15 protein-coding genes and 1 other RNA gene are annotated in these 16,067 nt (G+C 41.0%); 8 read left to right on the forward strand and 8 right to left on the reverse strand.

Translation table 11 applies throughout. The annotated features are described in order from the left end of the window. Positions 1-124 precede the first annotated feature (124 nt). From V3565_RS04365 to V3565_RS04390, 6 genes are all read right to left on the reverse strand, one after another. Positions 125-946 carry a TIGR00282 family metallophosphoesterase gene (locus tag V3565_RS04365; protein ID WP_455477994.1) on the reverse strand — a complete coding sequence of 274 codons (822 nt, stop codon included), beginning with the start codon at positions 944-946 and terminating at the stop codon, positions 125-127. Between the two features lie 10 nt (positions 947-956). Beyond that, positions 957-1,571, reverse strand: coding sequence for a 5-formyltetrahydrofolate cyclo-ligase (locus tag V3565_RS04370; RefSeq protein WP_455477995.1), 615 nt, complete (start codon positions 1,569-1,571; stop codon positions 957-959). Between the two features lie 132 nt (positions 1,572-1,703). After that, positions 1,704-1,864: non-coding RNA, 6S RNA (ssrS, locus tag V3565_RS04375), on the reverse strand. A gap of 123 nt (positions 1,865-1,987) precedes the next feature. Continuing rightward, on the reverse strand, positions 1,988-2,758 hold the full coding sequence (locus tag V3565_RS04380) for a tetratricopeptide repeat protein (RefSeq protein WP_455477996.1): 771 nt from the start codon (positions 2,756-2,758) through the stop codon (positions 1,988-1,990). A gap of 128 nt (positions 2,759-2,886) precedes the next feature. After that, a complete protein-coding gene (gene ykgO, locus V3565_RS04385; protein WP_332065818.1) occupies positions 2,887-3,012 on the reverse strand; it encodes a type B 50S ribosomal protein L36 in 126 nt (41 codons plus the stop codon). Between the two features lie 555 nt (positions 3,013-3,567). After that, positions 3,568-4,728 (reverse strand): 5-(carboxyamino)imidazole ribonucleotide synthase, encoded by a 1,161-nt coding sequence (locus V3565_RS04390; protein WP_455477997.1) that lies wholly within the window; start codon positions 4,726-4,728, stop codon positions 3,568-3,570. On the opposite strand from V3565_RS04390, the gene V3565_RS04395 reads away from it, so the two are divergent. Continuing rightward, positions 4,671-5,894: a hypothetical protein gene (locus tag V3565_RS04395; RefSeq protein WP_455477998.1), complete on the forward strand. Its 1,224-nt coding sequence runs from the start codon at positions 4,671-4,673 to the stop codon at positions 5,892-5,894. The two genes, V3565_RS04390 and V3565_RS04395, sit on opposite strands and share 58 nt — an antisense overlap. Here the strand turns inward: V3565_RS04395 and purE are convergent. Continuing rightward, complete coding sequence (purE, locus tag V3565_RS04400; protein ID WP_455478865.1) at positions 5,891-6,388, reverse strand: 5-(carboxyamino)imidazole ribonucleotide mutase; 498 nt, start codon at positions 6,386-6,388, stop codon at positions 5,891-5,893. The two genes, V3565_RS04395 and purE, sit on opposite strands and share 4 nt — an antisense overlap. 623 nt (positions 6,389-7,011) lie before the next feature. Between purE and infA the strand changes: the two genes are divergently transcribed. The 4 genes from infA to clpB all read left to right on the forward strand — a co-directional run bounded on the left by infA (position 7,012) and on the right by clpB (position 11,434). Further along, the gene (gene infA, locus V3565_RS04405; RefSeq protein ID WP_004857577.1) at positions 7,012-7,230 is read left to right on the forward strand and encodes a translation initiation factor IF-1; all 219 of its coding nucleotides are present in this window, start codon (positions 7,012-7,014) and stop codon (positions 7,228-7,230) included. Positions 7,231-7,428: 198 nt separating this feature from the next. Next, positions 7,429-8,112, forward strand: coding sequence for a Maf family nucleotide pyrophosphatase (locus V3565_RS04410; RefSeq protein WP_455477999.1), 684 nt, complete (start codon positions 7,429-7,431; stop codon positions 8,110-8,112). A gap of 39 nt (positions 8,113-8,151) precedes the next feature. Next, positions 8,152-8,436 (forward strand): DNA gyrase inhibitor YacG, encoded by a 285-nt coding sequence (gene yacG, locus V3565_RS04415; protein WP_455478000.1) that lies wholly within the window; start codon positions 8,152-8,154, stop codon positions 8,434-8,436. Positions 8,437-8,860: 424 nt separating this feature from the next. Then, on the forward strand, positions 8,861-11,434 hold the full coding sequence (gene clpB / locus V3565_RS04420; RefSeq protein ID WP_455478866.1) for an ATP-dependent chaperone ClpB: 2,574 nt from the start codon (positions 8,861-8,863) through the stop codon (positions 11,432-11,434). Positions 11,435-11,539: 105 nt separating this feature from the next. On the opposite strand, the gene V3565_RS04425 is transcribed toward clpB, so the two are convergent. Then, the gene (locus tag V3565_RS04425) at positions 11,540-12,016 is read right to left on the reverse strand and encodes a hypothetical protein (RefSeq protein ID WP_455478001.1); all 477 of its coding nucleotides are present in this window, start codon (positions 12,014-12,016) and stop codon (positions 11,540-11,542) included. Positions 12,017-12,226: 210 nt separating this feature from the next. On the opposite strand from V3565_RS04425, the gene V3565_RS04430 reads away from it, so the two are divergent. The 3 genes from V3565_RS04430 to V3565_RS04440 all read left to right on the forward strand — a co-directional run bounded on the left by V3565_RS04430 (position 12,227) and on the right by V3565_RS04440 (position 16,012). Beyond that, positions 12,227-12,535 (forward strand): hypothetical protein, encoded by a 309-nt coding sequence (locus V3565_RS04430; RefSeq protein ID WP_455478002.1) that lies wholly within the window; start codon positions 12,227-12,229, stop codon positions 12,533-12,535. 316 nt (positions 12,536-12,851) lie between these two features. After that, entirely contained in the window at positions 12,852-14,177 is a 1,326-nt protein-coding gene (locus V3565_RS04435) for a PBSX family phage terminase large subunit (protein ID WP_455478003.1), read from the forward strand. Next, a complete protein-coding gene (locus tag V3565_RS04440; RefSeq protein WP_455478004.1) occupies positions 14,177-16,012 on the forward strand; it encodes a portal protein in 1,836 nt (611 codons plus the stop codon). The genes V3565_RS04435 and V3565_RS04440 overlap by 1 nt, the downstream gene beginning before the upstream one ends. Positions 16,013-16,067 lie beyond the last annotated feature (55 nt).

The following is a 16,067-nucleotide window of genomic DNA, read 5'->3' on the forward strand; positions in this document are numbered from 1 at the left end:
TAATCTCACATAATGTTGGCGGTAACTGTACAAGTCGCATTCCAAAAAATATTATACTATAAAGAAAAGCACGAATAAAATATTCTGTCAGAAGACATCCTGTTAAAAAATATCCTAAAAAATGTTACCAAAAATCCGGAATTTCAGGTTTTAAATGTGGTCCAATACGCACTGCAGAGACTTGCTTGGCTAAACCCGTACGATCCGAAATTTCAACCGCTAAGCCGCAAAGTGTTGCAGGACCACGGGCAGGTTCATAACGATTCTGCTTCTTCTTATAAAGAAAACGGTGTAGTGGCTCTTCTTTGTCCATGCCAATAGACGAATTATAATCGCCACACATACCGGCATCCGACAAATAAGCACTGCCACCCTCTAAAATTTGAGCATCAGCCGTGGGAATATGCGTGTGCGTTCCAACAATAACACTAACGCGCCCATCAAGAAAATGACCAAAACACTGTTTCTCACTCGTGGTTTCTGCGTGAAAGTCAAAAATAATTGCGTCTACATGCTCATTGAGAGAACAGGAAAATAAAATCTTTTCAGCCGTTTCAAATGGATCATCTACCTTGCACGGCATAAAAATAGCTCCCAAAATATTGGCAACAAGAACACGAGCACCATTCTTCGCTGTAAAAATATTCGAACCCCTCCCCGGAGTGCCTTTAGCAAAATTAGCTGGACGCAAAAAACGATCATTCTCATGCGCATATTGAAATGTTTCTTGGCATTCAAATGCATGGTTGCCTGTTGTAACAACATCAACCCCTATCGATAAAAGATCTTGATAAATCTCTTGGCTAATGCCAAAACCACCAGATGCGTTTTCACCATTGACCACAACAAAATCAAGCCGCCACATCTCAATTAACCGTGGAAGTTCTTCAAAAACAACCGAACAACCCGTTGTGCCGACAATGTCACCCAAAAATAAAAATCGCATAAAAATTCAATCACATTCTAGCTTCTATGAAACCTTCTTCTGTAAAAATTTTACTCACAATCAGATCATGCTCCGCATGAGGAATATTATCAACTTTTTGACACGAAAAGCCTAAACCCAATAAATGAGTCTGGTACCCTTGTTTTGTAAGTGATGCAACCGTACGGTCATAGTATCCTCCTCCATAACCAAGACGGTGACAATCACTGTCAAACGCTGAAAGTGGGACAATAATAAAATTGGGAACAATAATTGCATCTTCTGGACTAGGGCCAAAGGTGCCAAACCGCATGGGTTCTAAAACTGTGCTATCGGAAAATGAACGAAAAACCATGGTTTTTGAATCAAGTATTGCAGGTAATGCTAAAATACCACCTCGCAACGTTATTGCATTGAACAGAGGGCGCGGGTCTATCTCTGATTTAATTGGCCAATAACCCGCCAAAATCATGCAGGAAAAATCTTCAACTATTTGCTCAAAGTAATGGAGCAGGTGGGTGCAGGCTCGATGCGAAAAAATGTCGCGTTTGCGTGCTGAAAGAGCGTCGCGTTGCGAGAGGCCGAGCTGGCGTAAATGTGACCGAATAGAGAAAGGAGATTGTGGGTACTCAGAAATGTCGGACATTGTCGGGTCAATTCTTACATAAATTACCACAAATTGCTATAAATTCATGAAAAAACATGAAGCTAATAAAAAATGCGGTGATTGGATTATAAAACAAGGAATTACAATGATCTTCTTTCTCTATAAAATAGGTGGTGATCCACAACAGCCGATGGAAAAGGTCGATCCCAAGAACCTAACAAAGTAGGTGGGTGCCATATGAAAAAGCCCACGAGCCTTCTCAGGGACAGCTCCCTTGGAAATCAATAAGGTCTCAGGAATATATTATTTCCTGTCGAGAAGCGCAGAACACCAAAAAGACATTATAAAGCAGTTCGAAATTTTCTGCTAGACATAAAATAAAATCAATGCAGAATCTCTTTATTTTAAGGAAATATCTTGGAATGTGATATAATACTCAGATCCCTATACAATACTTAGATCCCTTGTGGGGATTGTTGATCCAAGAGAACTTCAAGACGCTTTTGAATTTTTTGCATTTGTGGATAATAATGGAGAACCGTTTCATAGGCCTTAATCGCTAATTTTGGGCGTTCGGTGGCTTCCATGGTAACGCCAAGCTCAAAAAAAGCCATGTAATTGCGAGGTTCAATTTTTAGAGCGTGGCTTAAATCTAGCATAGCGAGTTTAAAATCACTTAGTTGAATATGTATCCATGCACGCCTAATCCAAGCCGCAGCATAGCTGGGGGATAGAGAAAGGACATTGTCAATATAATCAAGAGCAAGACCATAATTATCTGCGTTAATCGCATTTTCAGCCCACAACATTAAAAGATCAATCGTTTCGCTGCCCGATTCTGACCATAAACGTTGAAGCTGGTTACTAATATTTTTGGCTTTGTCAACATTGGCACAGAATTTCAACTCTTTAAGTAAACGTGAAATCTCAGCCTCTTTGCGCTGCTTGCGTCTGTCAGTCTGCAAATAATTATGGGCCGAATCAAAATCTTCAATAACAGTGACTGCAGAGTCAGCTACAGGAGGCGTCGAAAGAGGCTGGTTTGGTATTATGTCATCTAAAGATAAAAGCAACTGTGGAGAGGGATCCTCAAGAAGCAATGAAGGAGGATTTTCACTGTAGCTAGAAGAAGAAAGACATAAAAAAAGAAAAAAAACTACAAAAATATGCCGAAAAACAGAAAAAATCCACAATCGAAAAGCCTTTAAAAACACAAAATGTTCCATGAAGATAAGTCCTCAATAGATCAAAATATCAAAGAACAAACCATCGCAACAAAACAAAAGCTTTCAAAAAAACAAAATGACCAAGATACCTAAAAAGAGAAATACCTAAAAAGTAGGTGAAAAAATCACTAACCTTGACGTGCTCTAAAACGTGGATTGCTTTTATTAAGAATGTAAACACGACCCTTACGACGCACCAAACGATTGTTACGGTGGCGTTCCTTTAGTGCTTTAAGCGAATTTTTAATCTTCATTATACTCACCGTTTATAGATAATCATGTGACCCAATGCACAAAGCTACTGCTACAATGATAACATCACAATCTTGATATTACAATTCCGATCTTACAATTTCAGCGAAACAGTACCAAAACGCTACAGTAACAATGTACCGAAATGTACATACTACACTATACACTTTATTTACTGTGATAACAAAAAATGCACCCTTGAAACAAAAGTACACACCAACACAATAAGTAAGTGAAAATTACAAGAAATCTACTGATCTGTTAACAAAAAGTCCTATTTTTGTCAAGCAATCATACTTCCAATATAAATTCCTATGAGGTCGAGGAAGAACGTTGAAAAATAAACTGAAAATTCCGCAGTCTACGTAATATAAGAAAAATTGTTGCCTCAAAAAAAATGAAAATGGTGCTGTGAAAAAATCTCGTAAAGATGTCGTAAAATAACCTGTTCCTATATCTAATCATTCATGATAATCAATGGTATTAAATATGACAGTTGCAACTCTTAAAAACTTTACGAAACAATATCAAAACATATAAAATCTGTTTCAGAGATACTATCGTTCATATCTGCTGGCTGCCCCCGTTAATTGAATGATATGCCCCATTTTTCGAGTCGGTTGAATGGATTTCTTGCCATATAAATGCACCGATGTGCGATCTTGTGTAAGAAAATATTTGAAATCATTAAGATTTTTACCAAGCAAATTGATCATTTCACAATCGCTATGCCTATATGTACTGCCCAAAGAAAGACCGCAAATAGCACGAATATGTTGCTCAAATTGTGAAGTTACACACGCTTTTTGTGTCCAATGACCAGAATTGTGTACGCGAGGTGCAAATTCATTTACCAAAAGATTGCCATCTGTTAATACAAAAAATTCAATACAAAGAACACCAACATAGTTAAGGGCATCCATAACCATTACGCTTATATCTTGTGCCGCTTTTTGAACAGTCAGTGGAGCACGAGAAGGCACAAATGTTTTATGAAGAATGCCGCTTTTATGCTGATTTTCAGGGCAGTCATAAAAAATATGGTCCCCCGTTTGCGTGCGCGCCGAAATAATCGAAATCTCTGATAAAAAAGGAACAATTTCTTCCAAAATTAAAGGCTGTTCTTGAAAAAAAGTTAAAGCTTCCTCAATCGTTTGTTCATTCGGACGATCCAACATTATTTGATTTTTTCCATCATAGCCAAAACGTCGCGTTTTCAAAAGACCTCGTCCGCCTAATGTAGAAAGTCCAGACATCAGAGAAGAATGATCCTCAACAGCAAACCATGATGCCGTACTAATACCCTGTGAATTTAAAAATTGCTTCTCAAAAAACCGATCCTGTGAAATCTCTAAAGCTTTGGAAGAAGGATAAACATGCTTGCTTCGTTCTACATATTGAACCATCTCAAGCGAAAGATTTTCAAACTCATAGGTTACAACATCGCACAGGGATATAAAGCGATCTAATGCCAAATAATCGTCATAGGCAGCAACAATGTGCTCATTGGCTGTTTGCGCCGCTGGGCAATCAGCATCAGGGCAAAAAATAATTGTGCGAAATCCCAATTCTGCAGCTGCTATTGCTAACATGCGTGCCAACTGTCCTCCACCTATTAAACCAATCACACTTCCAAAAGGCAACATGCCAGACGAAGGTGATGAAGGGGATGAGGGCGATGAGGGTGATGAGGGTGATGAGGGTGATGAGGGTGACATGGCAGATGCAGGGGATGAGGGCGATGAGGGCGATGAGGGTGATGAGGGTGATGAGGGTGATGAGGGTGACATGGCAGATGCAGGGGATGAGGGTGATGAGGGTGATGAGGGTGACATGGCAGATGAAGGTGATGAGGGTGACATGGCAGATGCAGGGGATGAGGGTGATGAGGGTGATGAAGGTGATGAGGGCGATGAGGGTGATGGGGGTGATGGGGGTGACATGGCAGATGCAGGGGATGAAGGCGATGAGGGTGATGAAGGTGATGAGGGTGATGAGGGTGATGAGGGTGATGGGGGCGATGAGGGTGATGAGGGTGATGAGGGTGATGAGGGTGATGAGGGTGATGAGGGTGACATGGCAGATGCAGGGGATGAGGGTGATGAGGGTGATGAGGGTGACATGGCAGATGAAGGTGATGAGGGTGACATGGCAGATGCAGGGGATGAGGGTGATGAGGGTGATGAAGGTGATGAGGGCGATGAGGGTGATGGGGGTGATGGGGGTGACATGGCAGATGCAGGGGATGAAGGCGATGAGGGTGATGAAGGTGATGAGGGTGATGAGGGTGATGAGGGTGATGGGGGCGATGAGGGTGATGAGGGTGATGAGGGTGATGGGGGCGATGAGGGTGATGAGGGTGATGAGGGTGATGAGGGTGATGGGGGCGATGAGGGTGATGAGGGTGATGAGGGTGACATGGCAGATGAAGGTGATGAGGGTGACATGGCAGATGCAGGGGATGAGGGTGATGAGGGTGATGAAGGTGATGAGGGCGATGAGGGTGATGGGGGTGATGGGGGTGACATGGCAGATGCAGGGGATGAAGGCGATGAGGGTGATGAAGGTGATGAGGGTGATGAGGGTGATGGGGGCGATGAGGGTGATGAGGGTGATGAGGGTGATGAGGGTGATGGGGGCGATGAGGGTGATGAGGGTGATGAGGGTGATGAGGGTGATGAGGGTAACATGGCAGATGCAGGGGATGAGGGTGATGAGGGTGATGAAGGTGATGAGGGCGATGAGGGTGATGGGGGTGATGGGGGTGATGGGGGTGACATGGCAGATGCAGGGGATGAGGGCGATGAGGGTGATGAGGGTGATGAGGGTGACATGGCAGATGCAGGGGATGAGGGAAAAATATCGGATGATTTTATCATATTAAACCTCAGTTGTAGGAGTTTGCATGACATTGGCTGTTTGTTGTTGGCGCCAGTCTTGTAAACGCTGCGCTAAATTATCATCATAAACTGCCATAACAGCTGCCGCTAAAAGCGCGGCATTAATAGCACCTGCTTTTCCAATCGCTAATGTACCAACTGGTATTCCAGCTGGCATTTGCACAATTGAAAGCAACGAATCCTGACCAAACAAAGACTGTGATTGTACTGGAACCCCAAAAACAGGAAGTGGGGTGAGCGATGCTAACATGCCAGGGAGATGTGCTGCGCCTCCAGCTCCGGCAATCAATATTTTAAATCCTGCATCCTTCGCACCTTTCGCAAACTGGTACAGTCTCTCAGGAGTTCTGTGCGCAGAGATGATATGTGAAATATGAGAAATATCAAGACAGGTTAAAATATCCGCACTATGGCGCATTGTTTGCCAATCTGATTGACTGCCCATTAAAATCGCTACATCGCATGATTTTTTCGTCATCATCTATCCTTTTCAAGTGTTCAAGGCGATTCCTTCCTCTTACTTTTTTTAAAGTCTTATGCTCTCTTTGCAAAGTTAATTGACACAGAATAACAATTTTTGCAATTTGTTGATAAGTAGAAAAATTGGCAAGCATTAAATAATAAAACAAGTATAAAAGTAAAATAACAGAATATTTGTTCAATAAATTGCTGAGACCAAGACAAAGACAAATTTGTCAGTATTTAAACAGGACAAAGTTCAAATCTTGTCGAAAATGGAATATACATGTTGAATATTTGCTTGCTTTGCAGCAACTATCTAAGGGACTTAACAACCTCATGGCTGGAGCAATAAATTAGGTCAAGCAGTGAGTTGAGAAGGTTAAATGAAAAGTTCCTTAAAGAGAGACTAGGGATAATAAAGCTGCATCCTATTTGATTTAATATCTTGTCTTTCTGCGACATTTTACGCAAAATGAGAAGATGACAATGAAATTATCGCTCATAACGATTCTTTCCGCTGAATTCTTGTTCACAAACTCAAGAAAATAGGGTATGAACGCTGAAAATAATCCGCAACGTGAAAATAAATGCGCGAATTATCAAGATCAATGTACAAAATTATGAAGGAAGTCATTGTTTATGTCCAAAGAAGAAGTTTTGGAGTTTTCTGGTATTGTAACTGAGCTCCTCCCTAACGCAATGTTTCGTGTTAAGTTGGAAAATGATCATGAAATCATTGCTCATACCGCTGGAAGAATGCGCAAAAATCGCATTCGTGTGTTGGCAGGTGATAAAATTATGGTGGAAATGACTCCTTATGATCTGACAAAAGGACGAATTACATATCGTTATAAGTAGGACGTAGTAGTTTTTTTTGTAAAATCTGTAGTGCCTCATATTTTGCCAAAAAATAAAATAATTTTAAATAAGGCAAAAAAAAATCAAAATGATCAGGTAAACTCACAAAATCTGCGCAAAAAAAACGCCGCAGAAACAACGTTTGTTGCGTGAAAATTAATCAGTTGATGGCTTAAAATTGTTTTTAGGGGGTCAGGAATGGGAATCATAAAAAAAACCTACTTAAAAAAATCCAATTTAGAAGAAATTCAGTTGGTTCTTGCTTCTGCTTCTCCACGTCGTTTAGCTCTTTTGGCACAGATAGGTGTCGATCCTCATCATGCTTACGGAACCAATATCGATGAAACACCAAAATTAAGAGAACATCCCGCATATCTCGCAAAGCGTTTAGCAAAAGCAAAAGCGCTTAAAGCACAAGAAAATTTACTGTGGTATAACCAAAACAGTGAAGAGGATGTGTCAGCAAAGAAAACAGTGATCTTGGCAGCAGATACAGTAGTCGCTGTTGGACGCGTCATTCTTCCTAAACCAGAGGGAGAAGACGAGGCCTATGAATGTCTGCGCTTCCTTTCTGGAAGAGCCCATAAAGTATATGGTGCTATCTGCGCAGTGAATGAACGTGGAAAAACAACCGTAAAATTGGTTGAAAGTCGCGTCCGTTTTAAACGATTGACCCCCGCTATGATGAAGGCTTATATCGCTTCTGGAGAATGGGAAGGAAAAGCAGGTGGCTATGCTATCCAAGGAAAAGCCGGTGCTTTCGTTGTCGATATTTCTGGATCTTACTCTAATGTGGTTGGATTGCCATTAGCTGAAACAATGGATCTCTTGACAGTATATCATTATCCAATTCTTTCCAATTGGGTCGAAGAAACACATTAAAAGAATTCATTGATAGGTAAAATGGATAGGTAACAATGAATGAAACAGCTCAAACAGAAGAAAAAAAACACAGATTTTTCAGGTAAATCAGCAGAGATGTGTGAAGCCAAAACAGAAAGACTCAGGTCTCCGCATTCCGATACTCCGCATTCCCGTCCTTCTCATTCCCGTCCTTCTCATCCTTGCCCAGTATGTGGCAAAATATCACAACAAAATGCCTATCCTTTTTGCTCAACACGATGCCGCGCAATAGATCTTAATCGGTGGCTTTCTGGAGCTTATATCCTACCACAACCACTGCAAAAGACCGACGAAGAAGAATAAAATATCTCAGAATATTAAAAATTACATGCAGAAAGATCCACTGTTAAAGCTGACGGGATAGAGGGAATAGTGCAGCCTTATTCATGATGTTAAGGCCAGATCTGTCGTTGAGAATTCTCAGCAGAAAGTTCAGTGATTCCTGCCAATATTGTGAAGCATATTTCTTCTCTCTATTTTTACTACAGTTACTCTTTGCGGTAGTTTTTTTTCACAGTGTGTTCTATATACTTTTATTATTCTTTGATGTTGTGTTTTTCCTCTTGCACTCTTTCTTGTGAGAACCCATATTTTATTTAACACTACGGTTATTCTTGATGCTGCGTCGTTGTTGGTGTTTGTATGGTTTAGTTGATCCTTACGAGATATCCTCTTGCGAGATATCCTAGAGGATGAAGATGCGACGGTGATCACGAAAGGAAAAAAAATGAACCTAGGAAAATATAGCGAACGGCTTCAAGGTTTTCTACAAACTGCACAAAATAACGCTCTCTCTTCTGACCATCAACAGTTTGTGCCCGAACATCTCCTTAAAGTTTTGTTAGACGATTCCCAAGGTTTATCCGCTTCTTTGATCCAAAAAATTGGGGGCAATCTCTCCCTTATTCAAAACGAACTTAAAGAGGCTCTTGATGCTTTGCCAAAAGTGCAAGGTGGAAATGGTCAGCTCTATCTTTCACAGCCATTGGCTAAAGTTTTTACTATGGCGGAAGATATTGCACACAAAGCTGGTGATCAGTTTGTGACTGTGGAGCGTGTATTGCAAGCTCTTACCATCGAAAAAACCGCAAAAACATCAGATATTTTAACAAAAGCAGGTGTTACTCCAGAAGCTCTCAATCAAGCAATTAATGCTTTGCGTAAGGGAAAGACAGCAACAAGCCCACACGCAGAAAGCCAGTATGAAGCCCTAGAAAAATACGCCAGAGATCTTACTAAAGACGCACGTGAAGGGAAGCTTGATCCAGTTATCGGAAGAGAAGAAGAAATTCGCCGAGCTATTCAAGTTCTTTCACGACGCACAAAAAATAATCCTGTGCTGATTGGAGAGCCAGGTGTCGGAAAAACCGCAATTATTGAAGGTTTGGCACTGCGCATCGTTAATGGTGATGTGCCTGAAACTTTGCGCGATAAGCAGCTCTACGCGTTGGATATGGGAGCACTTATCGCTGGAGCAAAATATCGCGGTGAATTCGAAGAGCGATTAAAAGCCGTGCTAGCAGAAGTCCAAGCTGAAAATGGGCAAATCATTCTGTTTATTGATGAATTGCACAACCTTGTTGGAGCCGGAAAATCTGATGGCCCTATGGATGCTTCCAATTTATTAAAGCCCGCTCTTGCTCGCGGAGAACTCCATTGTGTAGGGGCAACAACACTCGATGAATATCGTAAATATGTTGAAAAAGATGCCGCTCTAGCACGTCGTTTTCAACCCGTTTTCGTGGCTGAACCAACACTTGATGATACAATCTCTATCTTGCGCGGCATCAAAGAAAAATACGAACAACATCATAAAGTACGTCTCGCAGATAGCGCTTTGATCGCTGCAGCTCGTTTATCTAATCGTTATATTACTGATCGTTTCTTGCCCGATAAAGCCATCGATCTTATCGATGAAGCTGCTGCTCGGCTACGTATGCAAGTTGATTCAAAACCAGAAGAACTTGATGCCATCGATCGCAGAATCTTACAACTGAAAATCGAACAAGAAGCTTTGAAAACCGAAATTGATCCAACAGCAAAAGAACGTTTGCAAATTGTGCAAGCCGAACTCAAGACCTTGGAACAACAGTCTATAGAGATGACAAATGCTTGGCAAGCCGAAAAACAAAAATTAGGACATGCCGCTGATTTAAAAAAGCAGCTTGAAGAAGCACGAAACGCTTTGGCTATCGCACAAAGAAATGGACAATTTCAAAAAGCCGGTGAACTAGCTTATAGTGTTATTCCTGAGCTCGAAAAACAATTGATCATTGCCGAAAATGATGATCAACAAAATAATCTTGTTGAAGAAATTGTGACATCTGAACATATCGCACGGATCGTTTCACGGTGGACCGGAATTCCAGTTGATCGTATGCTTGAAGCAGAAAAAGAAGCATTGTTGCGTATGGAAGATGAGATTAGTAAACGTGTTGTTGGACAAGCTGAAGCCGTTCAAGCGGTTGCTCGTGCTGTGCGTCGTGCTCGCGCTGGTTTGCAGGATCCTAACCGTCCTATCGGATCTTTCATGTTTTTAGGCCCTACAGGTGTCGGAAAAACCGAATTAACCAAAGCACTCGCTGCTTTTCTTTTTCAAGATCCAAGTGCAATTTTGCGTATCGATATGTCTGAATATATGGAAAAACACGCCGGTGCGCGCTTAATTGGAGCGCCACCCGGATATGTTGGATATGAAGAAGGGGGAGTGCTTACCGAAGCTGTTCGAAGAAGACCATATCAGGTCATTCTTTTTGATGAAATCGAAAAAGCTCATCCTGATATTTTTAACCTTTTATTGCAAGTACTTGATGAGGGACGTCTAACCGATGGGCAAGGACGAACTGTCGATTTTCGGAATACTTTACTTATTATGACCTCAAATCTTGGTGCTGAGTTTTTAACTGCTTTGCCTGAAGGACAAACAACTGATCATGCAAAAAACGATGTGATGAATGTCGTAAAATCAGCTTTTCGTCCAGAATTTCTTAACCGTATTGATGAGATTATTCTCTTTCAGAGATTACAGCGTCGCGATATGGAAGAAATTGTAGATATTCAGATGAAACAATTGCACAATTTGCTCCATGAACGAAAAATAATCTTACATATCAAACCAGAAGTACGACAGTTCCTTGCTGATAAAGGATATGATCCTCTCTATGGTGCGCGTCCTCTAAAGAGGATTATTCAAAAAGAAATTCAAGATCCTCTCGCGGAAAAAATTTTATTTGGACAAATTCACGATGACACAACTGTGGTAGTTGAAAAAGAAGGTGATTGCCTAGCTTTTAATACATAGAGCCTTTAATACATAGATATGAAAAATAGCATAATAAAATATAGTAGTTGACAAGGTAAATCTAAAAAGATATTATAGTTGCATAATCAGAATTATATGCTTTGGTCAATACAATATGTAGCATTGGTGGCAGAGTAGTGTGAACAATGCGAGCGTAGTGTGAACAATGCGAACGGTGTTGGTAAAGCAAAAAGATGAAATCAGTGGGTAGCTGTTCTGGTTTTCTTGGATTCTCCTGAATATCTCTGATGTCTCTGATGTCTCTGATGTCTCTGATGTCTCTGATGTCTCTGATGTCTCTGATGTCTCTGATGTCTCTGATGTCTCTGATGTCTCTGATGTCTCTGATGTCTCTGATGTCTCTGATGTCTCTGATGTCTCTGATGTCTCTGATGTCTCTGGCTCTGGTGTCTTTGGCTCTGATGTCTCTGGCTCTGGTGTCTTTGGCTCTGATGTCTCTGGCTCTGGTGTCTTTGGCTCTGGTGTCTTTGGCTCTGATGTCTCTGGCTCTGATGTCTTTGGCCTGATGTCTTTGGCTCTGGTGTCTTTGGCTCTGATGTCTCTGGCTCTGAGCTTGCTCATTTTCTAAGTTTCGTGATCGATACAGGCCTTTTCAAGAGATGTTGTTCTTGGGGGTAAGCAGATCAAATGCATAATTAAGAAGTTGTTGGACAATAGATCGTTGAGAAAGAGATCGTTGGGTGGGGTTGTGTTAGAAGTGTCCGTTTGCAATTTCATTGCTGATTTTCATATCATTTTTCATGCCATAGGATCCTATCTATTTGAAGGAATATGATTGTGACAGATGAACGCTGTATGCCCTCACGTCGAAAAGGTCGGGCAAAAGGTACGTTGAATAAAACAACAAAACGATTCAACGAAGCTCTTCTTACAGCTGCTGAGATGGCTGGATATCACTATGGTGAGGAAGGGTTAGTGTCTTATCTTCAATATCACGCTCTTAATAATCCTGTGCCTTTTTTTTCACTTCTCGCAAAAGTGTTACCTTTACAAGGTACAAGAGAAACAGAAACTGATGTCAAAACGATCTCACGTGTCGAGATTGTGCCAGTCATTGCAAAGGATGTGATGCCCGAGTAATACTGCTAGGTATTGTGCTCAAAGGAGAAGCTTAGAGTATGATGCATGTTTTAATAATTTTATGCTCTGAGTCTACAAATCAGATTGCATACGGCGTTTAAAGGCCTCTTCTGATTAATAATTATATAATTTATGCATAATACACTTTAGGTAGCGATGTGTAGATATATAATAAAAGAGTAAAATAAAAATATTATCTCAATGATGGTTGGCTTTAAAAATATAACCTAGAGAAGTTTTTCTAGGAAGCCTTTTAATGGGTACAAAATAAAGAATATCAATAAATTCTATTTCTCTATCATTATAATATCTTACGATGACAATCGCTCAAGTTTCTCTTATTCCAAAGCTCATTCCTATTTTTTCTGGAAGAGCTGATGTCCGTGCGACTTGGGGAGGACGTGGGTCTGGCAAAACGCGTTCATTTGCTTTGATGTCTGCTGTGGTTGGGTATCGGCACGGAAAAGCAGGAGAGCGCGGTATCATTTTGTGTGCAAGACAATTTCAAAATTCACTTAATGAGAGTTCGTTGGAAGAAATTAAACGTGCTATCGAATCTTATTCTTTTTTACAAGATTATTATGAAATTGGTGACAAGTATATAAAGTCAAAGGATGGGCGTATCAGTTATGTTTTTGCTGGGCTTGATCGCAATATCGCTAGTATTAAATCAATGGGACGGATTTTTCTTTGCTGGGTTGATGAGGCCGAACCAGTTACCGAAATGGCTTGGCAAACCCTTATCCCAACTCTTCGCGAAGAAGGGAAAGATTGGAATGCTGAGCTATGGGTGACATGGAATCCGCTCCGCGAAAGTGCACCTGTTGAAAAACGTTTCCGAAATGTGGATGATCCAAATATAAAGGGTACTGAAGTCAATTGGCGTGATAATCCTCAATTTCCTGAAAAACTCGACCGTGATAGAAAAGCAGATTTAAAACAAAGACCCGAACAGTATAACCATATTTGGGAAGGCGAATATCTCCAATCCGTTCAAGGTGCTTATTATCAAAAAGCACTTCTTGAAGCTGAGCAGGAAGGACGCATCACCACTGTTCCACGTGATCCATTGATGCAGATCAAAATTTTTTGGGATATTGGTGGAACAGGAGCAAAGGCTGATGCTACTGCTTTATGGGTTGCACAATTCATCGGTCATGAAATCCGTGTTCTGGATTATTATGAAGCGCAAGGGCAACCTCTCTCAGAGCATGTTGGGTGGGTGTTCCAAAGGGGATATGATAAAGCCCTTATGGTTTTGCCTCATGATGGTGCGACCAAAGATCGCATTTATAATGTGAGTTTTGAAAGTGCTCTTCAACAAGCTGGGTTTCAAACTAAAGTTATTCCCAATCAAGGGGTGGGAGCTGTCAAAATGCGCATCGAAGCCGTAAGGCGATTGTTTCCTGCTATATGGTTTAACCGTGAAACAACACAAGCCGGACGAAAAGCTCTCGCATGGTATCATGAAAAACGTGATGAACAGCGTAATATCGGATTAGGAGCTGAACATGATTGGGCAAGCCATGGTGCTGATAGTTTCGGCCTCATGTGTGTTGCTTATGAACAGCCACAACTCCGACCACACAAAAATCTTTATCGTCCTTATCACCATTCTCAAACCTCATGGATGGCTTTTTAATGTATAATTCTACAGCTTCTTCTAATCGACTTGAAACACTTGAATATCAAGCTCTCTTTAAAAAACTTGTCAGTTGGTATCAGGATGATATCGCTCATGTTGAACAATGGAGAAAAAGTGCTCAAGAGGATTACGATTTTTATAATGGACGACAATGGAATGAGCAAGATCTTGCCGTGTTGCGCGAACAAAATAGACCCGTTATGACTTTTAACCGTATTGCTCCTTTGGTGAATGCGGTGATCGGCGCGGAGCGCAATAATAAACGACAAGTGCAATTCATTCCACGACAAGAAGGCGCTGCCTTTGCTAATGAGCTTCTCACCGGAGCTGCGGAGTGGTTTCGTGATGAAGCTGGTGGCGAATATGAAGATTCTGATGCTTTTCAGGATGCAATTATTTGCGGTATGGGTTGGACAGATACACGCTTGGATTATGAAGAAAATCCGCAGGGAAAACCAGTTATTGCACGGTTGGATCCGATGAAAATGGTTTGGGATTCAAGTGCAGTGAAACCAAACCTGATTGATGCACAGCGCATGTGGTATATTGATGAAAAACCCTTGGCAGTTGCTCAGGAAATGTTTCCGAATGTTCATTGGAGTAATCTGCATGCTGATTGGGTTCAACATCATACATTTTTACACCAAACGAGCAAAGGTTATGATGAAGCCTATGGTAGCGAAAGCTTGCAAAAGCCAAAGATGGTTACCTTGGTTGAATGTAGATGGTTTGAACGAGAAGTTATCTATAAAGTTCCTGATCCACAAACCGGAAAATTTATCGATTATTCTGAGCAGGAGTTTCAAAATTTTAGAAAAGATTTTCCTTCCATTCCAGCGACAAGACTAACCAGAAAAATTGTTAAACGAGCTTTTTTAGGAAAAAAATTACTTGAAGAACCTGATAAGCCCTTGGTTCCTCCTAATCAATTGGGATGGGAGTGTATTACCGGATATTTTGATAAGTTAAGCAGACAATTTTACGGCATTGTAAAACCCACAAAAGATCCTCAACGGTGGGCTAATAAATATTTTAGCCAAGTTATGCACTTGCTCAATAGCCAATCAAAAGGTGGTATTATGGCTGAACGAGATGCCTTTGATGATGATCGCCAAGCCGTAGAAAGTTGGGCTAGAGCAGATAGTATTACTTGGCTTAAAAGTGGAGCAGTTTCTGGAGGAAGAATTCAGCCAAAACCAGTTGCACAATTTCCTCAGGGATTTTTTCAACTGTTTAATGAAGCAAAAGGTGCAATTATGCAAGTGACAGGCTTGTCTCCCGAATTCATTGGGACACGTGCGATTAACCAACCTGGGATTCTTGAAGAACAACGCCGTCAATCGTCGCTTAACCTATTAGCTTCTTTTTTTGATGGTTTACGGAGATACAGGCAACGACAGGGAAAAATTATTCTGTATCTCATTCAAAACTATCTCTCTGATGGACGCTTGATACGTATTTCTGGCGATGAAAACGCTCAGTATGTTCCATTGACACGGGAAATGATCACCAGTTTGGAATATGATATTGTGGTTGATGATGCGCCAACAAGTATTAATGAAAAAGAGCGGACATTCTCTGTTATTATGCAATTGCTTCCATTGATACAAAATTTCACAACGGTAGATATGGTGCTCGATCTTTTGCGTTATTCACCTTTACCAGCATCGCTTATTCACAAAATTGCCGTAAAAGTGCAAGCGCAGAGAGCTCTCCAAGAAGATCAAAACGCTGTATCACGATCCAGTGGTAATGTTGGAACTGAGAATATCGGTGATGCTGTTGAAAAGATGTTGCAGCCTATTTTGCAGATGGCAAGTGCTCAAAAATAAGCAGCTTCATTCAAGAAAATCATATCTTATTGTTCGAAAAAAGAGAAAGCTAACA

This window comes from Bartonella sp. B10, from assembly GCF_053794435.1.